Origin of the sequence: Kamptonema sp. UHCC 0994 (genome assembly GCF_029167235.1) — a bacterium.
Taxonomy (GTDB): Bacteria; Cyanobacteriota; Cyanobacteriia; order Cyanobacteriales; family Microcoleaceae; genus Kamptonema.
The window spans coordinates 60,659-85,975 of record NZ_JARFTR010000242.1 but is presented as its reverse complement, the minus strand read 5'-3'; the positions used below and the strand labels follow the sequence as shown (position 1 = coordinate 85,975).

21 protein-coding genes are annotated in these 25,317 nt (G+C 42.9%); 7 read left to right on the top strand and 14 right to left on the bottom strand.

The genetic code is table 11. The features are described from left to right. Positions 1–29 precede the first annotated feature (29 nt). The 3 genes from PY364_RS21510 to PY364_RS21500 form a co-directional block, all read right to left on the bottom strand. Positions 30–3,233 carry a hypothetical protein gene (locus tag PY364_RS21510; protein ID WP_275526117.1) on the bottom strand — a complete coding sequence of 1,068 codons (3,204 nt, stop codon included), beginning with the start codon at positions 3,231–3,233 and terminating at the stop codon, positions 30–32. 337 nt (positions 3,234–3,570) lie between these two features. Beyond that, positions 3,571–4,194 carry a hypothetical protein gene (locus PY364_RS21505; RefSeq protein ID WP_275526115.1) on the bottom strand — a complete coding sequence of 208 codons (624 nt, stop codon included), beginning with the start codon at positions 4,192–4,194 and terminating at the stop codon, positions 3,571–3,573. A 253-nt stretch (positions 4,195–4,447) separates the two neighbouring features. Next, on the bottom strand, positions 4,448–6,898 hold the full coding sequence (locus PY364_RS21500) for a hypothetical protein (RefSeq protein ID WP_275526113.1): 2,451 nt from the start codon (positions 6,896–6,898) through the stop codon (positions 4,448–4,450). A gap of 486 nt (positions 6,899–7,384) precedes the next feature. Here PY364_RS21500 and PY364_RS21495 point away from each other — a divergent pair, with 486 nt between their 5' ends. The 4 genes from PY364_RS21495 to PY364_RS21480 all read left to right on the top strand — a co-directional run bounded on the left by PY364_RS21495 (position 7,385) and on the right by PY364_RS21480 (position 8,902). Next, positions 7,385–7,579: a hypothetical protein gene (locus tag PY364_RS21495; RefSeq protein ID WP_272035421.1), complete on the top strand. Its 195-nt coding sequence runs from the start codon at positions 7,385–7,387 to the stop codon at positions 7,577–7,579. 15 nt (positions 7,580–7,594) lie between these two features. Next, positions 7,595–8,029 carry a hypothetical protein gene (locus PY364_RS21490; protein WP_272035423.1) on the top strand — a complete coding sequence of 145 codons (435 nt, stop codon included), beginning with the start codon at positions 7,595–7,597 and terminating at the stop codon, positions 8,027–8,029. Between the two features lie 2 nt (positions 8,030–8,031). Further along, on the top strand, positions 8,032–8,577 hold the full coding sequence (locus tag PY364_RS21485; RefSeq protein WP_275526111.1) for a hypothetical protein: 546 nt from the start codon (positions 8,032–8,034) through the stop codon (positions 8,575–8,577). A gap of 79 nt (positions 8,578–8,656) precedes the next feature. Next, the gene (locus PY364_RS21480; protein WP_275526109.1) at positions 8,657–8,902 is read left to right on the top strand and encodes a hypothetical protein; all 246 of its coding nucleotides are present in this window, start codon (positions 8,657–8,659) and stop codon (positions 8,900–8,902) included. A 186-nt stretch (positions 8,903–9,088) separates the two neighbouring features. Here PY364_RS21480 and PY364_RS21475 read toward each other — a convergent pair whose 3' ends face one another. Together PY364_RS21475 and PY364_RS21470 are read right to left on the bottom strand one after the other, a co-directional pair. Continuing rightward, the gene (locus tag PY364_RS21475; RefSeq protein WP_275526107.1) at positions 9,089–9,343 is read right to left on the bottom strand and encodes a DUF4926 domain-containing protein; all 255 of its coding nucleotides are present in this window, start codon (positions 9,341–9,343) and stop codon (positions 9,089–9,091) included. 200 nt (positions 9,344–9,543) lie between these two features. Beyond that, the gene (locus PY364_RS21470; protein WP_275526106.1) at positions 9,544–13,065 is read right to left on the bottom strand and encodes a hypothetical protein; all 3,522 of its coding nucleotides are present in this window, start codon (positions 13,063–13,065) and stop codon (positions 9,544–9,546) included. A 473-nt stretch (positions 13,066–13,538) separates the two neighbouring features. Between PY364_RS21470 and PY364_RS21465 the strand changes: the two genes are divergently transcribed. Continuing rightward, entirely contained in the window at positions 13,539–13,751 is a 213-nt protein-coding gene (locus tag PY364_RS21465) for a hypothetical protein (RefSeq protein WP_275526104.1), read from the top strand. A 69-nt stretch (positions 13,752–13,820) separates the two neighbouring features. Here PY364_RS21465 and PY364_RS21460 read toward each other — a convergent pair whose 3' ends face one another. Both PY364_RS21460 and PY364_RS21455 read right to left on the bottom strand, forming a co-directional pair. Further along, positions 13,821–14,465, bottom strand: coding sequence for a siphovirus Gp157 family protein (locus tag PY364_RS21460; RefSeq protein WP_275526102.1), 645 nt, complete (start codon positions 14,463–14,465; stop codon positions 13,821–13,823). After that, the gene (locus PY364_RS21455; RefSeq protein WP_275526100.1) at positions 14,465–14,647 is read right to left on the bottom strand and encodes a hypothetical protein; all 183 of its coding nucleotides are present in this window, start codon (positions 14,645–14,647) and stop codon (positions 14,465–14,467) included. Before PY364_RS21455 ends, PY364_RS21460 begins: the two co-directional genes overlap by 1 nt. 65 nt (positions 14,648–14,712) lie before the next feature. On the opposite strand from PY364_RS21455, the gene PY364_RS21450 reads away from it, so the two are divergent. Further along, the gene (locus PY364_RS21450; protein WP_275526098.1) at positions 14,713–15,726 is read left to right on the top strand and encodes a hypothetical protein; all 1,014 of its coding nucleotides are present in this window, start codon (positions 14,713–14,715) and stop codon (positions 15,724–15,726) included. Between the two features lie 326 nt (positions 15,727–16,052). Next, positions 16,053–17,099 (top strand): Fic family protein, encoded by a 1,047-nt coding sequence (locus PY364_RS21445; protein WP_275526096.1) that lies wholly within the window; start codon positions 16,053–16,055, stop codon positions 17,097–17,099. A gap of 124 nt (positions 17,100–17,223) precedes the next feature. Here the strand turns inward: PY364_RS21445 and PY364_RS21440 are convergent, their stop codons facing one another. The 7 genes from PY364_RS21440 to PY364_RS21410 form a co-directional block, all read right to left on the bottom strand. Then, positions 17,224–17,556 (bottom strand): XisI protein, encoded by a 333-nt coding sequence (locus PY364_RS21440; protein WP_275526094.1) that lies wholly within the window; start codon positions 17,554–17,556, stop codon positions 17,224–17,226. Next, entirely contained in the window at positions 17,544–17,960 is a 417-nt protein-coding gene (locus PY364_RS21435) for a XisH family protein (protein ID WP_275526092.1), read from the bottom strand. The genes PY364_RS21440 and PY364_RS21435 overlap by 13 nt, the downstream gene beginning before the upstream one ends. A 157-nt stretch (positions 17,961–18,117) precedes the next feature. Beyond that, positions 18,118–20,187: an ATP-dependent DNA helicase RecG gene (gene recG, locus PY364_RS21430; protein ID WP_275526157.1), complete on the bottom strand. Its 2,070-nt coding sequence runs from the start codon at positions 20,185–20,187 to the stop codon at positions 18,118–18,120. A 78-nt stretch (positions 20,188–20,265) separates the two neighbouring features. Then, positions 20,266–21,864 carry a BRO family protein gene (locus tag PY364_RS21425; RefSeq protein WP_275526090.1) on the bottom strand — a complete coding sequence of 533 codons (1,599 nt, stop codon included), beginning with the start codon at positions 21,862–21,864 and terminating at the stop codon, positions 20,266–20,268. A 137-nt stretch (positions 21,865–22,001) separates the two neighbouring features. Further along, positions 22,002–23,765, bottom strand: a complete 1,764-nt coding sequence (locus PY364_RS21420) for a relaxase/mobilization nuclease domain-containing protein (RefSeq protein WP_275526088.1) — start codon at positions 23,763–23,765, stop codon at positions 22,002–22,004. 50 nt (positions 23,766–23,815) lie between these two features. Further along, positions 23,816–24,217 carry a mobilization protein gene (locus PY364_RS21415; protein ID WP_275526086.1) on the bottom strand — a complete coding sequence of 134 codons (402 nt, stop codon included), beginning with the start codon at positions 24,215–24,217 and terminating at the stop codon, positions 23,816–23,818. A 203-nt stretch (positions 24,218–24,420) separates the two neighbouring features. Beyond that, complete coding sequence (locus PY364_RS21410) at positions 24,421–24,612, bottom strand: hypothetical protein (RefSeq protein WP_275526084.1); 192 nt, start codon at positions 24,610–24,612, stop codon at positions 24,421–24,423. Positions 24,613–25,317 lie beyond the last annotated feature (705 nt).

Here is a 25,317-nt window from a genome sequence, read left to right as displayed (position 1 = left end):
TTTGCTCTCTCTTCAATCCCCAAAATGTTTTAGCTAGCGATGAGGTCTTGAGGGGATTTGTGTTCGTTGATATCGGTGACTGTATTCTTGCCAATATTGGCTAAGGAACGCCCTTCTTTAATGGCTTGTACATATTCTGCTGTAAATTGTTTGAGTGCTAGCAATTGCCCTTTTAACGTATTGGGATATTGAGCCATCACTCGAGTGCGAGCCATCAATTCAGCTTGATTGTTAGCCACACTTGCTAATATCATTTCACCGGGATAATATCGGCTTTGCCAGAAACGACCTCCTTTTTCAATTAACCAATTGGAATAAAGGTCTGCCGCTCTGGGAAGGAAAGCTTCTGTGGCATTTTGGCTAATAATTTCAGCCGGATATCCCAAACGTTTGACCCAAGAAGTAGCGCCATTTGATGTTAGCCTTCCTGTAATTCGATACACCATGTTTTGCATAATCATAGCTCCCGCACTACAGTCGCAAATGCTGTCGATATCTTGGGAGAGCAAGAGCACTGAAATGCCATTTTTTCTACCCACTGCACAGAGTTCGCCTACTACTTCAGCAAATCCGTCTTTCTTAAACAAAATCGAAAGTTCGTCTCCGATAAATAGGCTTTTAGGGTGAGAAAGTGCGTTGCGAATGCAAGCAGCATGGGCGTTAATTGCCATTAGGTATTGGTCTTGTTCGTTACCCAGACCACTAAGGGCAAAAAACTTGACAGCGGGTTCGGGTGAAAATGTACTGGGTCTGCCAATGGCTTTCCCTAAAGGTGAGGCTAGTAAGGCCTTGGATTGAGTGATAATTTGGTTGATGGCAATGCGGTCTAAGTCGGTAAAGTTTTGCAGGTTTAGTTGCTCTTTTGTGCAGAATTTTAGGAGGTTTGTAAGGGTTGGCATTTCTTGCCATTCGGGAGATTTCCAGCCTTTTTCAAAGGCAGTATTGTAGCGTTCGATGATTTCTGGGTCTTCCAGAAACTTTTTCAGAGTGAGGAGCAAAATGGCATCGACTCGCTGTGCTAATTTGGGGTCGTGGACTTTGCCCATGCTGATAATAGTTAGCGCTTTTCTGATAAACTCTTTCCATTGGTCTAATCGTCGCGATCGCTCTTCTCTGTCGAACCTTCTCAAATCGGGTATTTCGAGTAAATTTGAGCTACATTTGGTGATGTCGTAGTAGGCTCCATCGTCGCCTAACAGTTTTACTGCTGTCTCAAAGGTGCTGCCACTTCCGGCTGAGATATCCATACCTACGACTGGGATATTAGCGGCTAAGGCATCGACGGCAAATCGCCATGCTACAACGCTTTTACCGCAACCGGATTGACCTGTAATAACGGCGCGGCTGGTTTGGTTGTGCATGAGGTCAATGCACGCAGGTTTGCCGCCTTTGGTGATGAATTCCACTCCTGTTGAGTCGATGTCTCTCACAGCGGTTAAAGGTAAAATACCGGGGACACTTTCGGTATCAAAGGTGAGCCGACGTTCGTTAATGAGGGAACTGCTGTGCAATAGCCAACTTACAGTAATGGGCAAAGTTTCTAGCCAAATTTGCCAAGCAATGTTGCGCTCTCTTAATACTTTGGCAGAGCCAAAGCTGTGCGAGAGCATTTGGCAAGCGTGTGTTAGTTGTTCGGGTGTTGGTCGGTAGACTAGGAAGGTGACAGCAGCGTGAATTGCTCTTGCACCTTTGTACATTTTTTTCTGGGCTTCAAAGGATTCTTCCTGTTTAACTTCTGCTCCTACATCGCGACCTTGACCTTTTTCTAAAGCGCGTTTTTTAGCACTTTTAGATTGTTTGGCTTGTCTTGCTAAGTTGTCTTGAATGATAAAGTTAGGAGCGGCGCTAATTTCGACAACGGCTTCGGTGTCGCGAACGTAGCTGTTGCTCATAATTTTCCAGAGCCATTGTAGTTGCTCTCTGGTGTTAATCCACCCGCCGGGACTGTCTTCCATTGTGAGTACGCCGCATTCTGTATTTCTGCCGGGGAGCCAAATACAATCGCTAGCTCTTCTGTGTTCTGGGCAGCTCGAACGACCGCTCATACCTTCAATTAAAATGGTGCAGGCGTGTTTGTGACTGTTGATGGTTTCAGTGAGTTTGTAGTCGGATGCGGTTTCTTTTAAGGTGAGAAGTTGGGGGATAGGGGGTAGGGGTGCGCTGTTGAATTTTTGCCACAGCCAGCCCCACAGCGTTTGGGCATTCATGGGTTGAATTTCCAGTCCGATTTTGGTGTTTAGTAAGAGTTCCCATTGGATGTAGCCTTGCTCGAAAGCGTCGAGTAGCAGTTGTTTGTAAAAGCGTTCAGAGTAGATGCGTTCGTTGCCTGTAAATTGTGCAGCAATGCTGTGGGCTGTGTTGATAACTCCATTGATGAATTTACTTAGAGGGTCGTTAGATTTGGAGCCAGATTGAGTGTTGAATGTCCAAGTGCAGAAAATAGTTTGGTTCCACACTTGTCGGGTGCCCGCTAAGTTGAGTTCTTGAGTGCGTTTCTGTTCGTTCCGAAGGAGTACAGAAATGGGTTTGAGGTGGCAGTTATCAGCTAATTCAGTTAGTTGTTGTTGGCGAACGCAATCGCTGCTGTAGCAGCCGGTGTGAAAGGTGATTTTTTCACCACTGGGAATGTCTTTTAGTCCCTCTTCTAAGGCGGTAGCTGCGTTGTTTACTTCCTGGCGGTAGAGGATGTTGTGAAAGCCAGCCGTCTCGAATCCGAATACAATTTGGTATTGACTGCCTTCATTCAGTAAGTAACCAGAAACTTCTCGACCATCCTTTTTGATAGTGACTAAACACAATAGGTTTTGGTAGTTTTGGAAAGGCATAAGTCGGCTATTACCTCCTTGTTGATTGGGAGCAAGTTTGGGTTTAAGTTTGACTCGGACTTGTGAATCACTGATTCGGTGGCGAATCGGGTCGGGTCGGTTTTTTGTAAGGGGAGAAAGGTATAAAAGATTGCCGTTGTACCACTCTTTTCCAGGTGGAGTTCTAAACCTATCTACAAAAAGGTGAGGTTTGTTACCTGTGAGGAGCCACCAGCTTACAATTAGCCAGAAAGTAGTGATGAAAAAACAAGGCATTCCTAAGCTGAATAAGCCGTTGGTGAGGATGTAGGAAATTACGGTGATTACCATCCAGGGAATTAGCTGTTCCGCTGGAATGATGCCAATGCTGGCTTGTTTACCAAGAATTTTGTTGACGGAAATAAAGTCTTTATCGGGATCTTTGAGCATAGTAATAGGGGGAAGGGGAAGGGGAAGGGGAAGCTAGGTTGAATAAGGGGAGGGAGAAGGGGAAGAAGGTAAAGCCAGGTTGTTATTAGCTTTGATCGCTACTCGCTACTAATTTGTGTTGGGAATGAGAAGGAGAGGGGGAAGGGAAGAAAAAACAAAGGGGATTGTTAGCTATTAACAGCTAGTATTCAGTGTTCCTAATTAAAAGAAGAGTCAGGGTGGAAAAAGTTGAGTAAAATCTCGTTCTTCTCAAGTCTGCGACCTAATTTTTGATAAGTAAGAGAAGAAGGTTTAACTCAACAAAGTGAAAATTTGTCCTTCCCCTTCCCCGTCTTTCCTAAGCACCCCCGCCACCACCATTGCCAACGAAGAGGAAAGTTATTACGTCAATGGCAATTACAATGGCAAAAGCTAAGGCAACTTGGGTGACAATTGGTCGCCAGTCATTGCCTTGTTGCGCTTGGTTGTAAGCAAAAAGAGACGCGGCTGCTACTAATAAAAGGAAGGCTCCGCGAATTAAGTTGAAAATCAGTTCAATGACTTCGGGATCAATAGCTTCCCCTCCTGCTGAAGAGGCTCCTTCTGCGAGTTCTTTCATAAATTCTTCTAAGCCGGAGAGGAAGATGGCGTTGGCTGGGGAATCGAGTACGGAGCAAAGTGCAGTGGAGGTGATAATGGCAGTGGCAATGTGCCAAAAGCGGATTTTGCAGCCGATATATCGCTCTACAAGGGGAATAGCTCTAGTGATGTGCCATAAACTTAAAAACACAATACTGGAGCAGCCTAAAGTCGCAATTAAGAGCGGGTCATGGATAGTAAAATAGACAAGTGAGGCTAGGCAAATCCCGATAAATAGGAGGTCGCCTGGGTTGATTTTGTGTTGTTTCAGAAATTGAAAGGCGGGGCTTTGTGAGCCTTTTGCAGTTGGGAATAAATAGCGGGATGAGGAACGAATAGTCATGCAAACCTCTCTATAGTGTAGTTATTTTCCTTATTACTACTCTAAGTTTTGCCGCCAAGCTTTGACATCACCAAAGTCGGTATTTTTGAGTGACTAAAGTGGATCGATCCATTGGGAGGGGGTTGTCGTTGAGGAAGTATAAAGTAGAAGGTAAATAGCATCAATTACGGTTCAGTTAAGGCTCACAAGTTCGCATCACCACTCATGCTGTCAGCCTTAAATGAACCGTATTGAAATAGCATCCTAGACTTCTCTAGATTTGAACTTCTCGATTAGCTTTGTGAGTTTCTTGATGGGAGTTAGAAGTCTGCGTTTGCTGAAGTCTTTGTTCTAACCAACTTTCTAGTTCGTTGGCGGGGATGTCGCATTGTAGTACCTCTACCTGGTGTGGTTGAAGGATGGCTTCATAAATTACTTCGCCGTGTTCTGTATAGCCAGTCACGATTCCCTCTCCGGCTTCAAACTCGAATTTGTTGCCTTGAGAGTCAGTTAAACTGATGGCATCTTTGCCCCTTTCGGCTACTAGCAGAGCGAGGTGTTCTTGGTTACTGACTTGTTGGAACTCTTCTAAGCTGTGAGGTAATTTCAAAATTTCTTGTTTGTCTTTAGGAGTCAGTTTGTCAGCGCTAACGTTCCATTTTCCCGTTTTATCTGAGGTAGCGTTGAAGACTTCAAAGCTATCTTTGGTTTCCAGGGTGACAGTAGTCAATTCACCTTCAAGAAAGACGTAAAGTTTGGTATTTCCCAGGTCAACACCACCATTAGCTGCTGCTGGGGTAGCTTGAGAGCGATCGCCTTCATATTGAGCAGCTTCTTCAACAGCAGCGTGATAAATTTGTACCAGTGCTTCAGCAATCAGTGCTTCATCAGTTGAGGGAAGTCGCTCGGTTTCAGGGGTAGAATTTTCTTTAGCTAATGGGTTTCGACCTTGAGCAAAAGCAGGTGCCCTTGCGTCCACCCTCTCGTTTTCTGGGGAAAGTGAGTGTTTTCCTCCGTTAGCAGGTTTGGCAAAATCATCGTTATTTTCTTCTGGCATAACTTCCGCAGGAGGCGGTGTTTGGCTCAAAGAGTGCTGTTGAAGTGCTTTTTCTAAAGTTTCGATGCGGCTTTCTAGGGTATCCAGTCGTTTTTCTAAGCGGTCGAGGGCTTGATTAATTTGTTTGAGTTGTTCTTCAAAACTAGCATGAGGATTAATCTCAATTGGGTTAAGTTTTTTACCTTCATCATCCGGTTGGGGGATGGTTTTAAGTTTGTGGGTGACATGATTAACGGCTTTGGTTAAGATTGCTCCAACTGATTCAGAAGTTTCAGTTTCAGTTTGAGATAAAGCTTGATTTTCGAGTTGATGTTCTTCTTTGGAGAGAGGAGGTAGGGGTGTATTTTCTGATTCTTGTTCATCAGTAGGTGCTTCTTGTTCATCAATGACTGCTGGTAAATGATTGGCTCGTTCAGTTAGCCGATCGGCACGCTGGCTTTGAGATTTAAGCCTTTTGATGAGTTGAGCAACTTGGCGTTCTTGTCCAGCTTCCCTGGCTGCACCAACAACTTTTTGTGCTGCATCAATGCCTACAAGGGTGGCTAGAAATGCAGCTTGAGCACTCAGTCCAGAGATGGTTGTACCGTTTATCTCATTTCCTGAAGTGGCTATTCTCTCGCTGGTTTGTGCGCCTGTTTTGAGCAGGCTATCAATATCCAATTCGTTTGATTTCTTGCGGCGTTGGGTTCTGGGATTGGCATCGGATGGCAAGGATTGTGTTGTAGGACTTTTGGTTAGGGTGTCCTCAAGTAGGTCGTCGATGCTATCAACTGTCTCAAACTGGTTTTGATTAAGTTTTTTACTACGAAATTGGTTGTGGGATTCAGTTTCACCTGCAAATTCTTCTTCATCTTGGTGGAATTTTGGTTTAACTTGTTGCGGGAGTGCAAGTTCTTCCTCTTCATCAATTTCAGCGTTGACAAATTTTTCTACATTTTTAGTTTTAGGCTTAACCTGAGATTTAGTTTTGGGTGTACGTTCTTTATCCTCTTCCTCAAGGTCATCTACCACAAACTCTTCGTCAACTTCGACTTCAGTAATTTGAGATTTAGCCTGGGACTTAGAATGACGGCTGTCCGCTATTTCCCAATCGCTGTTGTTTTTGGTTTGAGCTTTAGCTTTAGTTTTGATTCTTGGTTCGCCACTACTAATTTCATCTAGAAGGTCAGTGTCTTCATCGAATTCGTCTAATTCTCGTTTATTCTTAGCGTTAGAATTAGCTTTTGACGCTTGCTTGGGTACTGAATCAGTTTCCTCAATTTCGGAGAGTAGTTCGTCTAAGTCTGAAGGCTTATTTTTCCTCTGAAATTTACTCTTTTCTGGGGTGAGGGTGGCTTTAATGCCGGTGGTGGTGAATCGGTTGTCATCTGGTTCTCCCAGGTGTTCCATCATGTATTTGCCAGTGGTAGAGCCATATTCAGGTCTGTCTGTGAGGGAGAGGACGAAGCCACCTTGTGTGACTTTAACGCTGATACCAGGTTTGCCGTCAGCTTCAGTCAATTCTTCGACCGCTTCGGCAAAATCTTCAACAGCAGTCAGGCCTTGTTCTTGGCAGTAATTTAAAGCCTTTTCACACCGACTTTTAAGGTACTTTAGTATTTTCTCTCCCTGTTCTGTGTCAGCCGTGATGTATTGGTTTGACTTTTTTTTGTGGGCGTAAGTAACCATTTAATTCCTCCATTTGTAGGGGAAGGGGAATGGGGAGAGGGGGAGTAGGGGAGAGAGGGGGAGAGGGAGAGGGGGTGAGTGGGAAGGCTTTGCCGTACAGTTAGACAAGCATTCGTAGGAAGTAAGTGTCAAATTCTCCCATTCTCCCCCACTCCCCACTCCCCATTCCCCACTCCCCTCCCCTTCCCTTCCTTTTTCAAACCTAAATTATTTCCATGAGTTCTGGCTTCCTGACAACAGGTGTTTTTTACTGGTTCAATTGGATCGATCCAATTGGGGGGGGGAGGGGAAACAGAAGAGAAGGTAGAGAAGCGATCGCATTCTCACTCATGTTAAGGCTCTCAACCCAAAGAAGGTAGAATTATGGGAAAAGCTACTACTGATGCTGCAAGAAACCTTGCCGGTTCTTTCGTACTTACTATTATGCTAAAATATTAGTAAATAGTCGGTATCAAAGTTAATATTGCTCCTACTATCAAGTGTACTATGTCAGAACATTCACCTAACTCCCAATATCTAGCAGTTGCCAAAATTAAGCGTCGTCAGGTACTTCTGGCACAAGACCCTAAGACAGCACAAGAGAATGTCAACCAAATTCTACATCCCTATCTATGGCAAAGAGATTCAAGCCAAGGATGGACAGAAACGCTAGAACAAAATTATGGAACGTCTAACCCCTGAAGATTTACGAGATATTTGGATACGCTTACAAGCATAGTGCAGCGATCGATGCAACCTCATAAGCCTAAGTTTTTATTAACTTTTTTAAGTAACGATCTAACTGCCAATGTGTTAACTATTCTTACCCTAACTGGGACTGTTAAGCTAGGTAGAAAAATTTTATACCCTTTAGGCAAAGCAACAGGCGATCGCGCTACCATTGATAGAAGCCAAGCCATGAGGAGGCAACTCGGCGCAATTGGTTTGGGAGACACTTCAGATACCAGAGCTTATCTGAGCGCTCACTTGTACTGTATCTTCCACGATCGCACCAATATTGCCTCCATTCAAGTTAATGGTCGTATTATCAAAGAATCATTACTGATGGGGCCAATAGGTGCATTAAAAATGAAGACCGTTTGGGATAGTAACAAACTGATTACAATTATCTTATTTGGCAAAGAGTCATAACTATGTTTATCACCTTCGGAAGCAACCAAATCTCTCTTCAATCATTAGCAAATAAAGCCGAACTGGTAAAAATACTCGAAGGCAACCCAGAAAGTTTATTACTAGGAGAAATTGCCGAGCATAACTTAGAGTTTTATTTAGCAAAAGTCCACTTTCAATCTGATAACAGTAAACCTTTCTGCATTGGTATATGCTCTGAAGGGCATGGATTGAAACCCCATGTATTAATCCAGCCAGAGTGGGATCTCATCCTATTCGGTTATAACCAGGAAGTAACAGGTGTTAACATTAACACTCGCCAAATAGCTTTTCAAATTCCCTTAGATTCCCTTTTTTATTATTTTTTACACCTCAAAGAGCGGGGCATTGTATTGATTGTTCAAGAAGTGGATGTAACTGCTATAACCGAGTCAGGCAAAGAACTCTGGAGGTACGGAAAAGATTTGATTACCCAAACTGCTGTTGAAGGAGAAAAATTATACCTTAATTTTATGGATGAAAGCCCGACTTGTTTAAATATTGTAAGTGGAGAGTTAGTCAGCGCATGACATCTATGGTTAAAGTGGAGGGGCTGGTTTTATGATAGAATCAAGACTATCCATGTAGTAATTGAGTAATTGAATCACCATGATAGCTGAACTTATGGTACAACCTTCCTACTGGATTGATAGTGATATTTCGATTGAGAAGGTCAGAAATCTTTACTTATTCAAATTTACCGAAAATCTGCAAGCTAGATTAGAAGAACTGGTAGAGGGGAAAAAGGCTAATATTTTAACTTCAGGAGAGGTTATAGAACTAGCAAGTTTACTAGAACTGGATCGAATTTTTACCTTAATTAACGCTAAAGTTATAGCAGCCTCATGTCCATAAACCGTGCCACTCCAAATTTAGTAAGAAGTAGAGCTAGTTTTCTTTGTGAATATTGCCATTCTGCCGAAGAAAGTAGCTCTACTCTATCGCCCTCTCCCTCCAGAAAGGCGATCGCGTGTATTTTTGTAGCAAGTTTCACATTTGGGTGGGGGCGGGTTTATCAAGATTATTGGTGAGTGGCAAAATTCATCGCGATCGCGCACTTACAGATTCTACTAATTCATAATGTAAAAGCATTAACATTCTGGTGGAAATCGTCTCCATTGCATAAGTTCTGCCATCTTGATGAGAAAATTCTACTTCAAAGGCACTGCCGTCAAATTCCATCACCACTGTTCCTACTTGTCCTTTAGATAGTTTAATGATTTCTTTGGTTTCAAAATGGGTTGCTTCTACGTCTTCTGTTAAAGCAACAATATCTAAATCTTTAATTATTTTCATTGTTTTCGCCTCACTTTTTGATCGGATAACAATTTGTTAATCTGGGGAAATTTTCACCCTTTTTTGAACGGCGATGAAAAGTTCGACGCGATCGCTCTCTTCGTATCCTAGCAGACGTAGTATACTGGGACTCTTACCAAGCGCGATCGCGTCCAACTGACGTTAATCTCGGCTATACCTCTTTCTCTACTCCCCATCATTTAAAGTTGGACAGCAACAGACGAATGACGTTTAGGACTAGGGTTTTCTAAGATTTCTGCGAGAAACTTAGCGCTGTTCTCTTCAGATAATCCTTTGATAATTCGCTCACTTTTCAAATCAGCAGCAAAAATAATAGCGCCACTTTCATCCTCAACGGTACATTTTTGGGTTTTGCTGTTGACGAATACACCCCAAGAACCAACTGGAAATTCAATAGCGCCTGTTTTCTGATAGGCATTGCCAATCGCAGCTTGCATTAATTCAGAAATAGTTGCGGAATCGCAAGTTTTTTGTTGAGGTTGGGACTGTTGCTGTTGGGAACTGTGAGATAGCGATTTCCCCGGTCGAATGTCTTCGCCGAAGCCCTCTCTATTGGGCGCAGATTTGCCTTTTACTGACAGAATTTCCACTTCAGCCGCTTCTTCAATTAACCTCACCGATGCCGGCTCGATGTTTAAAATGAGAGCACTGCTTTTGGGTGAAGATTCGATAGTTGCTTCAAAGGTTGCACCAATAGGTAGTTTAGGAGAATTAGGCGAAAACATGGCTAGTTGACGGTCGTTGAGCTTGACAATTGGGCTGCCATCTCGGTAATTACCAGTGTCGCTTTTAAAAGCATCGACTTCAAAACTCAATCTTTTTCCCTTCCACTTCTCGGTGCTAAAATCAACATCTTTGAAATCGTTGTACTTTTGACCAATTAGTTCAACAGTTTCAAACTGAAAAGTCTGCAATTGCTGGCAAATTTCATCGGAGAACAAGTTAAGAACCAATGCAGCTTTGGGGGTTTGGCTGTCTTTAGATTCAACCCAATTGTAGCTGGCAGGGGCTACAATGCGCGAACTGGCAATTTGGGTTCGACCCAAGCGATCTCGGTAAGTTAAATTGAGAGAGTCGATGTCATTTTCATTGTTGCCAAATTCCTGAGCTAGGACTTCTACCAATTTTTCATTGGGGTCTAGCAAGGCAAAGTTAACCATCGGCAAGCTGGGGTGTAAAGTAGCTTCGTATTTAATGCCTTTATTGTCTAGCTTTTCCTTCCATTCACCAGCTAAGTCAATGGCAATTGGCTGTCTCTTGCTATCCCTTTTAATTTGACCGTTTCCATCTGTTACTACTTTTTGAAAGGGGACGCTCAAAATGTAAGTATCCTTGGGCAGAGCTTCATGTAGGCGCTCATAGTCAGATTCGAGGTGGAACTCAATTTTCAGTTGGTGCGACAGTTCAAGACAAGCTTTGCGAGGCACGTCTAAATTGGGATTTGTAGTTTCTACGTGCCACAATGCGCTAGCAGCTAACATCCGCTCTTTGGGGTGAGGAAATGCGTCAGCTACGTCGGTTCTTAAACTCTCATACAATTTGCCAACAGCTTCTCTAATAGCTTTGAGGTCATCGCCTTGTTGCTCATAGATTTCTGCCATCCGTTCTCGATATCGTTCTTTAGTATCTTTGGCCCATGTCACGTAGTATTTCTCCCAATCTTCTCTCTCATCTAAATCTTTAGGAGAAGGGAACAGGTAGCGAAATTCGTCGCGGTGGCGGCTGGTTAAGCGGGTGGGTTCCCACTCAGGGTTAACCGCACTGCGAGCGATGCAACTGATAGCAGCATTGTCTTCTGCGGGCAGTGGTACTGTTTTGTAAAGCCGGGGGTCGTCTTTGAAGTCAAACAAGTAAGAGGGGTATTCGTTCGACCATTCCTTAGCAAGATTTAGCAAATTGGGGTGGTAGTCTTCTGTGCGAGTAGCGCTTTTGGGGCTGTCCACTTCAATTTGTAGGGCATCAAACAGTTGACCGAGTAGTTTCTGCTTCTTGTGGTTAAATAAGTTTGTAGGTTGTTTTGGTTGGGGTACAGAAGACTGTACTCGTCCAATTAAGGTAGCAACCCAGCCGATTTTGTTGTGTGCGATCGCTACGGCAATTTGCCGCAGTTTGGTATACTTACGGTTGCCCTCTTCATCAGTAGCTTTGGTGTAATCAATTTTGCTGCGCTTGGAAATAGCTTCGTACTCGTTTTCTTCATTAGCGTGTCTGGTTTCAGAGGCAATATTGGGGAGTTTTGAAGCGGGAGTAATTACTAATTGATCTCCATCAAAATCACACTGGTGGTGCTGCATAGCTTGGTCGGGACGAATGAAGGCGCATCCTTTGTACTGCATTAATTCGGGATGGCTTTTGTTGTCTACTGTGTAGCGGCGAATGTTATCTTTACTGACAATTGGGTATCGGGTAACGATAACTTCTGTGCCGTTTTTCAAGTGGGGAGCAACAATTGTCCCCGGCTGTAAATCTTCACAGGGTTGAGCCATTGCTGAACCATGATGAATTGCTCCTTTAATTGCTAAGTCTCGCCACTTTTTAGCTAGTTGTTCTTGCATGAAATCGACGACTTTGGGAAAGTCAAGGAGTTGACCAAGTTTGTCGTTTCTCAAAATAGAGATGAGTCGATATTCATTGCGTTGAGCTTTTTCATCGGTTTCATCTTCTAATCCGTTGTTGTCTTCGTGAATGTTAGATTGAAAAGCCACTTTCTTGTCATGTTGCTCTACTAAGTATTTAGCAAGTTGCAACCGATTGTTTTGCAAGTCAGCTAACTTGTGGGCTTCAAGTTTGGTGGGGGTGGCGATGTCAGTCTGAATAGCTGCTTCGGAGTACCAAATCGAAAATTGCCAGGAATTTTCGTATTCAGTTACTTTGGCATTACCTCGGTTTCCTAGTACCGCTTTGGGAAATTCGTAATCTCCACAAGGAATCAATTCAGCTAATTGCAATGCGGCAACTCCTTTGATGGAAGAGCGATCCATAATGATATCATAGCCTAATTTATCAGTTAATTGGTCATCGGGAAGTAGCGTTCCTTTAGCAAGGAAGTTAATTTGGGGAGTCACACAATTCTCTTGTTCCCAGTCTGAAAGCCAAGCAAATCGAAATTGAAAAGGGCGGTTGTGAATGGCATCTAATTGTTGGGCTAATGTTGGTGAAATCTTGCCGTGACAGTCTCCGGTTTGATATCGTTGAGCTAAAGCTTTTTCAGAAGGGTCGTCACTTTGGGAATCAACAATTTTGACTCGCAATGTTTCACCACTAACAGAGCAGTCTAACAACTGGACTCCTTGAGTGCAACTGCTGACTAGCAGGGAGCCGTAGCGACAGGAGTGGTCTGGTTGAGTTGTGAATACGCTTAACAGTTTGGCGGAGAGTTCTTTGTCAGCAAAGTACACATTTTTGCCAGAACTAAAGGCAACTCTTCTAGCAATACCGTCTCCAAAGTCGATGTTTTTGAGAGGGTCAAGGCTGCTATCATCTGGGTCGGGTTTGACGATGGTTAGTGTTGCTAATTCTTCGGGTTGAAAGAGTAGTTCAAGCATTGAATTTCGGAGGATTTCCGGTTCTATTTGGTAGCGCCCTTTTTCTTTGCCGTTTTCTAAGGACATATCAAAGACAGGGATTTTTAGCCCAACTCCTGCTAGAAGCTCAGTATACTGGCAGGTAGGCTCTAGTGATTGAGAATGCTTTTTGGTCATTATGAGTATCTCCTGAAACCTGAAAAGTTAGTGGTGATGATTGATATCAATTCCGGTTGTACCGGAATAATGGGGAGGGGGGAATAGTGGCTAAAATCGAGAGGCCACAAGGATAAATCTTTTTCTCTGCTCAAAGTGAGAAAAGAGGGATGGTTAATCAATGGAAGCGTGAAACCATGAGTTAGAGTAGGTAAATTTATGTCTTTTTGCCCGTACACTCAATTTCTTTTGTACAAGTTTGGAGGTGAAAAGACATCCGATGATTGAGGGATAGTTACCCGCTCAATTGGAGGGGGAGTGGGAGTGGGGAAAGTGGCGGAGTGGGAGAAATGGAGAGGATTAGACGAGTTTTTATCTGGCATTAAAAAATACCCCATTTTAATGCCGTACAGCTTAGGAAGTAAGCATCAAATTCTCCCCCACTCCCTATAAAGTGGGTTAAACTGAAGGTAACAATTAGGTAGGGTTAAAGAATGCAAGAGAATAAATTTGAATCACAGTCCCCTCAATGCCTTGATAAAATTGAGCTGGGTGATAATTGTTGGCAGGGGTCTAATCCGCCTCAGTCTGATGCCGATAAGCGGCGGTTAAATAGCCACTTATTTGAGCGAGCTATGAGGTGGATTAATACTTTTGGTGCAACAGAAGAGGAGCTTGATGATTTGAGCTATTGGAGCGAGGTTTAGCTGAGGAAAGGGAAGAAAAAGGCGCAGCGAATGAAATTTCTGTGTCCTCCTAACTTCCCATTTTCCTATCTAAGGGGAGTGGCGCTTTTGGCGTTGCGCTTTTGGTTGAGTGGTCGATGCTGCGGCTGGCAACTGGGAGTTTAAATTAGCTGGGTAGGCGTTCAAGTTACTGCCTTTAAGTAGGCTATAAACAACTCGGCGTTTACGGAAAACCCTAGTGCCATCTACAGGCAGTCCTTGTTTCCAAGCATCTGCTATCGCTTTTTTGTCAGCCGAGATTACAATTTTTGTCTCGGTGCGGCGATAGGGCTCTGGTAGTTGAGAAGCATCAACTAAAACTTCACAGGTAGGGGGATTTTCCTTCACAGTAATGCGGTGGTGTTTACCGATAATTTCTGAAGTTAACACGCCGCACTCGTTGAAGTAGAGAACGGTTTTGTCTAAGCGTTCTCTCCACCCCTGGAGTTTGTTGATAGCTGTGGAATGCAGTTCTATCAAATACTGCATCCGAGCCTTGATTGCAGCAATTTCGGCATCAATTTGGTCAGCTAAGTCGGCGTGGGTGTCAACAGCAAGTTCTTGGCTTTCTTGGGTTTGCCAAAGGGATTGCAATAGTTGGTCAATTTCTTCAGGAGTTTCTATTGATTCTAGTTGATGCCAAAGTTGAGCAGCAGCTAGGGAGGTTTGAGCGAGAGATTGGGTAGCGAGATTCATCAATATCCTCCGTTGATGCAGGTGTGGTAGTAATCATGTCGAGCTTCAATTTGAGTAAGTGCAGCTATTGTTTCTGGGTCAGATTCAAGAGCAAGATGCCTATCTTGTTTGTAGTTTTTAATCTTGATAACTGGTGGAAAATCAGTTGTTTTTTGGGAATTTGATGCTTGTGGTTTGGGCATACAGGTCAAAAATATTTTCTGACAAATAGCGCGATAGCGCTCTTAAAAAAAGAGGATTTAAAGAGATGAATTACCCCATAGTTTTTTACCCCAAAATAGTAATGCAGTTCTGCCATCAATATCCTTTGTCCGAGGTAAATTCTAGTGGTGCTACCTCATCCCAAGTTGAAGAACCTCAACAATTCCGACAACCTGTTGTTTTGCTGACTCCGCCTCAACCGCCTGTAGTGTTACCTGTCAAGCTACTGTGGTTAATTTGGGTGTCTTGGCTCTATGGTGCGATCGCTCTCCCGCTGATTGCTATATCCTGGGGTTGGCTATGGTGGGAAATGCTGTTGGTAGTAGCGGCTTATTCATGTTTAATTGCGGCTGCTTATAGTTATGTGTTTAGTTGCCGTCAAAAACTATTATCTAGATATAAGCAGCAGGTTTTGGAGTATAAGCAACAAGAGATATTATCAAAAAAACAGCCAGAATTGTCTAGTTTTAAGCAGGAAAAAGAAGGGTTGAATACAGTTTTAAAAAGTGTAAAAGTTGACTTTGATTCTAGAAATAGATTGCTCAAGGATTTGATGTCAATTCGGGTTAGTTATATTGGCAGTTCTCAAGCTCGACAAGGGGTAAGTGAAGAACGCTTTTTGCAATATTTGCAGCGGTATTTTAAGGGAGTTGTACAGGCAGCGGAGTTTAAAATTCCGTCATCTCGAAGAAGCTATTCAGCAGATTTTATTGTAATTCACACTCCATCGGGGATAGGAATTGATGTGGAGATTGATGAACCTTATGCGGGCAAGTCTAAGCAGCCGACTCACTGTTGTGATACTGAGGCCGATATCCGCCGCAATCAATTATTTTTAGAGTGGAATTGGATTGTGGTTAGGTTTACTGAGAAGCAGGTAGTACAAGCGCCGTTAAGCTGTTGCAAGTTTATTGCTTTTGTCATTGCTGAAGTAACGGGCGATCTCTTTTCCTATAAGCTGTTAGAATCTGAACCTGATTTGCTTCCGGTTAAACCTTGGACAACAGCAGAAGCTAGGAAGATGGCTAAAACTAATTATCGCCTTAGCTATTTAAGCTGAAGGAAGGGGAAGGGGAAGGGGAAGGGGAAGGGTAGAAAAAGCAGATTACTTAGGAAGGTAAAGGAACGAAAAAATCCAGGTTATTGTTAGCTTTTATTGAACAAAGAAAAGCGCAAATTTATCCTTCCTTAGTTCACTTGGATTCAGCAACCATCCCCTTATTCTCAAAATTACAAAGAAGTGAATAGAATAAGCGAGTTTCATCAATGAGCGAGTGTCCTAACCGCCTTGGTTGCGATAAGCGTTAAATTCTCTCCTTCCCCTTCCCCTTCCCCTTCGACAAGCTTTTTTATGCAGTATAATTATCACAAAAAGGTGAAATTAATATGCAATCATTTGAAGAAGGTTTAATAGAAAAGCAACCCCTTAACCAACGGTTGCTTCAAACAATTCGCCTAATTGGAGAGTACAAGGGAAAGCAACAGTTATTTAAAGAACAGGCCCCACAAGTTTTAGGCACTTTGCGCCAAGCGGCGGTTATTCAGAGTACCGAATCTTCTAACCGCATTGAAGGTATTACAGTGCCCCTGGAACGAATCAAGAAGTTAGTAGCCGAAAAAACAACACCGCGCGATCGTTCTGAACAAGAAATTGCGGGTTATCGGGATGTGCTAACTACAATTCACACCAGTTATACTCATATTCCTTTTAGTACAGGAGTCATTTTACAACTGCACCGGGACCTTTACCAATTTGCTGTTAATACAGGTGGACGCTGGAAAAGTGTGGATAATGAAATTAGCGCTACTTATCCTGATGGGACTAAATTGGTGAGGTTTCGACCTACTCCAGCTTATGCTACTCCCGCAGCAATGGAACGTTTGCAAGAACGGTTTAATCACCTCTGGGAATCTGGTGAGATAGAACCTTTATTGCTGATTCCAACTTATATTTTGGATTTTTTGTGTATTCATCCATTTTTAGATGGAAACGGGCGAATGGCAAGGTTACTCACTTTGTTGCTGCTATACAAAGCCGGTTATGAGGTGGGGCGATTTATTAGTTTGGAACGGATTGTGGAGAGAACGAAGGAAAGCTATTACGATACGCTTTATCAATCTTCCCAGGGATGGCATGAAGGGCAGCATAATTTATTACCTTGGTGGGAGTATTTTTTGGGGGTTATGCTGCTATCAGCCTATCGAGAATTTGAGCAACGGGTGGGATATGTTACTTCTGCAAAAGGAACTAAAACGGCAATTGTATTGGATGCGATTAACAATTTGCCTCAAGAATTTTCTGTTAGGGAATTGCAGGAACGGTGTCCGACAGTGGGAATTGATTTGATTCGTCGTCTATTACGACGGGAGAGGGATGCTGGACGTTTGCAATGTCAGGGACGAGGGGTTGATGCACGTTGGCGAAAGCAATAGCGGGGAGTGGGAGTGGGAAAAACTTAACAGCCAGTTGTTAAAATTATGCCAACTGATAAAAGAGATTGAATGTTAAAAGAAGTAGCTTTTTTAAAAGCTAATTATTTTAAAAATTAAACCTGATTTATCCGATGGCAAATTCACTGAATTGTCGCATATTAGGGGGGTCAAAACCTAGTATAATGTCTTGTTTAGGAACTCCTAATTCTACGAGTTCATTGGCAATACCTACCTCGGTTCCATCCTGCTGAATCCAAATTTTATTGTCGATAATATCTAGGTGTAAAACTGGGCCATAAATTCGCTGCTGATTGCGCCAGCCTACATATACTAATTGATAATGATCGTGTTCGGTATCAAAGATAGTTTGAGCCTGAATTCGCTCATCCCAAACCAGACTGGCGTGTTGAGAGAGTAAATTTTGAATGTGCTGCCTATAAAGGTCTACATTTGCCATTGTGCGATCGCCTCCTCCGCTGTATTATAAATAACTATATGGACTTGATTTTGTTTAAGTAAAGACTGAATAAAGCCCATTGTGAAAAAACTATCGTAGACATTGCTGGGTACTGCCAGGTATAAAATGCGGTCAGATTCTTGTTGTTGCAAAGCTGCTCGATAACTAATAAATTGTCCTAAAGCTGTGTAAAATTCGGAGATTTTGGATGGGCCAATAAAGCTTTTAATTTCAACGGCAATTTTCTGTCCATCTTTTTGGGCTGCAACTACTTTTTCTGCACCTAAGTCAATGTAAAGTTCGAGAGTTCCTGCTTGTAAAGTGTAAGGATCGTGAGTAATCTGCCATCCATCTTTCTGGAGAGCAATTTTAACGACTTCGTGAAAAGCATCTTTAGCAGGCATGGCTGTACTGACTCATGGTGTTTAATATCTTGGATAGTTGTATTTTAAGTATATACGCTATTCATCTAAAAAAGGAAGGGGAAGGCGAAGGTGAGGGCGGAGAAGGGAGTAGGAAGTCAGAGTTAAATTCTCCCCCTCCCCCCCTCGCCTTAATAACCTATTGTCGCCGGAACAATTCTTTCGAGAGTTCAGGCCATCGTTTCAAAGTGGGGTCTTTTTTAGTAACTAATTGTGCTGCCTTCCTAGCTTGTTCTAGTATTGCTTGGTCTTTGACTAAATCCAAAGTAGCAAATTTAGGAAGACCGGTTTGCTGAGTACCCAGCACTTGACCAGGGCCTCGCAATCTCAAATCCATTTCAGCTAGGAAAAAGCCGTCTTGCGAAGTCTCCATCACCGTAAGTCGCTCTCTGGAATTGCTAGACTTGGAATCACTCATCAGTAAGCAGTAAGATTGTGCAGTATCTCGTCCTACTCGACCTCTGAGTTGGTGCAATTGCGACAGACCAAATCGTTCCGCGTGTTCGATTAAGATAACGGTGGCGTTGGGAATATCAACTCCTACTTCAACGACGGTGGTGGATACTAGAATTTGAGTGTGATTGGCGTTAAAATTGGCGATCGCTGTTTCTTTCTCTGCTGAACTCATGCGGCCGTGCAGTAGCCCGATATTAACATCAGGAAAGACATTTTCACTCAATTGTCGGTGTTCTTCAATGGCTGCTTTGAGGTCAAGCTTTTGAGATTCTTCGACAAGAGGGAGAATGATATAAGCTTGATGGCCGAGTTGGAGTTGTTGCCGAATTATCTGATCTGCTTGACGGCGAGTTCTACTTGTAAATAGCCGAGTTTGAATTGGCTGTCTCCCCGGTGGTAGTTCATTGAGCAAGCTGATGTCTAAATCGCCGTGTAGTGTCAGTGCTAAAGTTCTGGGAATGGGTGTAGCTGTCATTGTCAGGATGTGAGGGCTAACGCCTTTTTGCTGCAATTTGAGCCGCTGCTGGACACCAAATCGGTGTTGTTCATCAATCGCAACCATTCCCAGTTTCTTAAAGTTCACAGTGTCTTGAATCAGTGCATGAGTACCAATTAGCAAGGAAATTTGCCCTAATTCTAATTGCCTCAGTTGGTATTGGCGTTGTTGAGTCCGAGTGGAACCAGTGAGTAGGGCGACTTCTACCCCCAATGGTTCTAACCACTGCCTAATTTTGCGGTAGTGCTGCTGGGCTAAAACTTCTGTTGGTGCCATGAGTGCTGCTTGATAGCCGGATTCAACGGCAGCCAGCATAGCAACTGTGGCTACGACAGTTTTGCCAGCACCCACATCCCCTTGCAGCAGGCGATTCATGGGTACAGGGCGTTCCATGTCTGTTAAAATCTCAAGAATGGCTCGTTCCTGCGCTTTGGTGAGGGCAAAAGGTAACGTTTTGTAGAAATTGCCTAGCAATTCGACTGTTGCAGCCAAGGGGCATCCCGGCTGTTGCTGCAAGGCATATCGGCGCTGCAATAGTCCCAGTTGCAAGTAGAAAAATTCATCGAAGGCTAAGCGCCGCCTTGCCCTTTCTAACGCCTCATGGTCAGGGGGGAAGTGGATATATGCGATCGCTTCCTTCAAATGGGTAAGTTGTAAACTCGCGCGAAGTTTTTTGGGTAGCGGATCGGTAATTTCACCAACGCAGTTAATTGCTATGCGGGTACATTTTCCGATTGTTTCTGACGCAATCCCTTTGCATTGTTTATAGACAGGTACAATGGAAGTTGTGCTGGCTTTAGCATCACTTAGACTTAATACTTGAACAGCGGGATTGTTGATGTTTTTGCCATAGCTGTCTTCTTTAACGAGGCCAGTCACTACTACAATTGAACCAGAGGTGTAAAGTTCGATTTGCTCGGAACGCCATGCCAGGGATTGGTAATAGCTATGGTGGTAGAATTGAGTGCAGGTGATTCGACCCGTTTTATCACGGATTATCCACTTTTGTAAAGTGAGTTTGGGGTTGTTTCGGCAGTTGAAGATGCTGTGACTGACAATTTTGCCTGCAATTGTTACGTAACTTCCTGCTACTGCTTCAGTAATGCGAGTGCGTTTATAGGTGAGATGCTTTGTGGGAAAATAGTAGAGTAAGTCGCTAATGGTGCGAATTCCAATTTGGTTCAGTTTTTCAACTTCAGTTGGACTAAGACCAGGAAGGTGTTTTAGGGTGAGAGCTAGGTTCATTTCCTGATGGATTGAGTGAGCTCTACTAAGCCGCTGAAAGCGGCTCCCTCACGGACATGGACAGCGGTTTTTACAATTACCCTCAATATCTCATAGGCTATTTAAGAGAGAGAAAACGTGGGTTGTTTCTTGAACTAAATGGTTAAAAGAAAATTTGGTTCGCTCGATTGACAGTCTCAATTTGTAGCTTTCTGCTTGATATTGTTTGATTTCATGCTTTGCTCTCTCTAAGTCCTGTTCAAGTTCAGAGAATTCAGAATTGTCGCGGGAGCGATCGGTACTATAGTAGCCTGTTTTACGAATAGCTGGTAGCACTTCGTGAAACACCCACCTCTTAAAGCGCTTTGCTATTGGCTTGCGAGATTTTAAGAGCAATCTGTACATTCCAGGTTCGGTAACAGTTAGCATTGGCTGTAACCGTTGTTTTCCAGTGATTTCGGTGATGTGCATAGTATGCACGCCTCTCTCATCTTCATCAAAATCCCGCATTGAGGATCTGGCTTCAGCAATCCCTAAGACATCACAAACATCTTGAGCTATCCATGAAGGGGTATCCGGTGTTCCTACCATCCGCACTTGTTTTCCTTCAAACTTAAATTGCTGCCATTCATGGATTTCCTGAGTTTGGCTTGTTTGTTGAACGGTCGGATATTCAGGTTTGTCAATGGCTGATAATGTGACTATTTCTGAATAGCTAGATTGGGGAGTTAAGGCGTTCTTTACTTTGGTTTCAACAGTGGCATTAAAAGTAGCATCAGCTAATTCCATGAGTCGTTCTAAACCATTATCTCCTAAAGCTTCTATTAGTTCGATAGCTGGAAACTGACCGTTAATAGCTTGAACCTTCCAGTAAAGGTAAGCCATGTTTAAAGGAACAGGTTTTATGCGATTGTTGCGTTCAGCTTCTAAGCGGAAATTGATTAAAAAATATTTAGGAGGCGGACAACAGAGTTTTTTGATAATAATGAATTCTGGTAAGGTTGAGTGCCAAAGTTTAAATCGTCGGAGGCAATATTCTATGTCGGCTCCCGCAGGTGATTTGTCGATGGTCTTAAACACTTCTTTTTGAGAAAGGCAGTAGATGTTATGGAACTTGAAGACTTCTATCTCAAAGTTGTTGAACTTGAGTAATTTACCACAAGGAATTTCCTCTGTATAGTCTATATTTGTGAAAGCCACTGGTTGCTGTGTTTGGATTTTGGTTTCCGTTTGCGAGTGTGTTGGCGTGATATTTTCTGGCTTCAATGGCGGATTAATTTGGTAGGAAATAGAGGGTTGTGATTGCTCAGAACTCCTGAAAGCACTATCAACAATTTGTTTAAACTGTTCAAGACCATTTTCTCCGAGTGTTTCAATTAGGGCTTTAGCTTGGGGCCGGGTTTGGGCTTGAAGCTGCCAATATAAATAGACCATTTCGAGAGGGATGGGATGAATGGTACGGATTTGATCGAGTTTGCCGTTGGGGGCTTGTTTTTTAACTTTGAGAGAGTTATTCCAAGGTGATTTCCACAGTTGCGCTCGTTCGAGCTGGTATCTTAAAGTAGAGTTATCTTGTTTGCCAATGGCTCTTTCTGCTTGAGTCTGAGATAGGCAATATTCGTCTTCTAGTTTGAGAATTTCGATTAAAGATTCGCCAATTTGGAGGGAGCGGTAGGGGGTGATTATTGGTGTGATTTCTTCTAGTTTCATGGTAAGATTTTGCAGCGTAAAGTGGAATAATGGTTGGTAACTTTCGACGATTGTAAAATATTAAATGGACTTTTGCCTACCGCTAAGAGAGTGAATCTTAACAGTAAAATCGGAGCGCTCCAATTGGGGGGATAAGTTCAGTCGAGTTCAATTTGTTTGCGGCTAGGCGGTTGTCGCTGTAGCTGGTTGGATAAACTTTTTTGTAGTTGAGGTGCTTTGTAGGGCAATTGTTCCTGCAATTCTTGGCGCAAAGTTTGAAAGTTTTTCACATCTTCTGGTGTAACGGAGCAAGCTGGTAAGTGATAGGTTCCGTCGTCTTCAAAACTGGCTCGAAGAATCTCGCCTCTACCGTCAGAAACGGTTATGGCAAGTTCTAGCTCTTGACGATTCCAGCTAATGCGATACTGGTTCCAATCTATTGCTGGTGCTGGTGTTTTAGTAGTAAGTAGTGTGTGTTCTAATGCTGCTCCGGCAATGGGAACGATCTCTTCAGCTATGGTGCGGTTTTGTAGGTTTTCTTGTTGAGCTTCTAAAATTTGCTGTTGCGGTGTTTGTTGCTGTTGTAGTTGTTGCTGGTTGTCGGACAACTGCTGGTCAACGGCCTGAAAGTGTTCTACATCCTCTTGAGTTAGCAGGTTGTGCCAAACTTTTAGTCCTTTTTTGGAGTAATTAAAACCGAGTACCTGTGTACAATTCGGTACGGGTTCAAGGGTATCTACACGCTGAACTACAACATCGCAACTTTCGGGAAGCCGATCGATTTGATAGCGTTTGTTGTTACTTTCAAGGCTATCTGCTTGATAAGAATCAAGTAGAGCGAGTACGATTGGGGCAATTTCATTTCCCCATGATTGGTGGGGTTTATGTTCTTCTTGCTTCTGTTGTTTCTGAGACTTTTGTTCTGGCAGCATTGATAGTTGTAACTCTAATTTATTTGGTGTTGCAGGGATTACAGGTACGGTGACTTCTATCTCAGATTGTGGCAACTCTAATTCATTTGCTGTTGCCAGAATTTTAGGTACAGTTGCTTCTACCTCAGATTGTAACGACTCTAACTCATTTGCCTGTTTTTCATCCCCAGCCATTTCTAAGTGTTGTGGCTGCATTAAAGCATCAATTAGGGCGTTATCTCGCCCTTGATCATAGCTAACATTTCGATACTTCTGCAATCCAGAAAAAGTGTAGGCTTTCCCTAATTGAGTACCGCTAAAAGCAACTCCATCTATTTTGTAAGAAATGCCTTGACTTAGTTCACTTTGAGTTGTTTTTACTTGCACCTCTACGCTTTGTTGCTGCAACCGTTCAACAAATTCTGGCATAGTTGGCTGATCTTGGGTGACTTCATCAATTAGGTCTTGTAATTGCACTCTGACACTCTTGTTTCCCTTGCTTTGTAAGTACCTGTGTTCTCCAGTAGTCGGAGCTCGCTTATATGTTTCCCAACTAGGTGTAACAGCTTCTAAATTGTAGTCTCTTTCTAACTGGCGGATTACTTCTTGGCTTCTGTAATAATCCCAGCTATCATCAACGACACTTCCATCTAGGCGAATGCGACTGGCAACGATGTGAATGTGGTCATGGTTTGTATCGCTGTGTTTGACAACTGCATACTGATTATTGTCAAATTCCATCGCTTTCATGTAGTTAGCTGCAATTGCCAGCCAGCGCTGGTCATTGTCAACATCTACTTCTAGTTTCTGGGTAGAATCGACAGATAAAGTAGCATGAAATACTGCTATTTTCAGGTTAGGTCTTAGTTGTCTGGCAATGGCAAATTCAGCAGCAAGTTCTTCAGGTGTTTGTCCACACATAGTACCACCAATTAAATCGGCATCTTTTTTGCCGAGCACATAGTTCAGACAGCCACGAAAGCCTGTACCTTTGATTTGTTTGCCAATCATAGCCGTTTCACAGTAGATTTATTACATCAATTGCTGAGGTTTATTAAGAATTAGCGGACTGTAGAATTGGTGAGGTTGGCAACTATTGTTTTAATTGCAGTTTGGTTCTCTCGAATAAGTTGCTGTACATTTTCTAAGAGTCCTCTATTAACAATAACGGGTTCTCCCAATACCAGAGCACTATTGCAAGCTTTCTTCATCTGATTGAGGTTGTTTGCTGCCATTTTAAGTTGAGCATTAATTTGGCATAAAACTTGATAGGCTTTCAAATCAAATACAGATAGAGGGTGTGGCATAGTTCTCCTCAAAGCTGCACGACGCATGAAGTCGCTCATACTCAAGTTTACTTGGTGAGCTAGTGTTTGAATTTGGCTGTAATCGGAGTCAGTCAAGCGGATGTGGATATGGCTTGATAGCTGCTCTCTGGGTCTGACTTTCGGTAAATTTTTCATAGCTTTTAATCGGTAATCACTGTTTGTAAATATACAAGTTAACAACTGTAATTGAACCCCGCTATTCTGGTGATTTTATCCCCCCCAATTGGAGAGGGCTATTAGGGTTTATTAAAGTAGAGATTGACTACGATAATTTCCTTTAATTGTATAAATTGTTCATTGAGGTGCGATCGCGTGCCCTCTGACTCCGGCGATGGTAGTCACAAGCGAGCAAAAAGCTGGTGGTAGTGGTGGGTTCTATGCGCGAGGCTCTTGCGATCGCGGGAAGTCGATTCGTAGTAGCTCTCTTTGAAGTCAGTACACTCACCGCACTGTCCCAAGTTGAGATGATCTATGGGTATGGCAACAACTGTCCCACCGCTCAATGTTGCGCGAGCCGATAATGCGAGCATACATTATCTATGCCGGGGTCAGAATGGTAATTTTTGTGCAGTCGGAGCCGACTACGCGTAGGCGTAGCCAGCCGCAGGCATCGCTTTATGCCAAAAAACGGAGCATTATTGTGTCGAGACAATATTCAGTTAACTTGTAGTACAAACAGTTACAGTTGTCATTAAAGCTTAAAAAAGTATTAAACCCGACCTTGCGGTTAGGCTTCCGTAAAAGGAGGGTGCATTATTTTTCTTTCCGCACTTAACAGTCAGATTTGTGATCACAAAAACATTGCTTGCTACCATCCATCTCTGCTTTTTGTGCAAGCTTTCTACCTTGCATAAATTTGCATAAATTTGCATAAATTTGAGTTTTTATGAGTTTTTTGTTGCTAATTAAGCCAAAAACAGCGAACACTTCAATTTGCAGCTTGCACAAATTTATTCAAAAAAACTCAAATTTATGCAGAAAAACTCAAAAAAACTCACTCCAAAAAAGTGAATTTTGAGGTTTTTTCACGTCCTGGTACGCTTAAGAATTATTTAAGATTTTTACAACAAACTCTGCAATCCTGAATTGAAGCAATGGAAATTGCAATTGATTCAAAACAGGCTCAAGATTGATAATTTGCTCTCAATCTCTCGCTGAGCCGAACTAATTGAATAGACTGTTTTGAGCAAGCCGAACTAATTGAATAGACTGTCTTGAGTAAGCCGAATTAATCG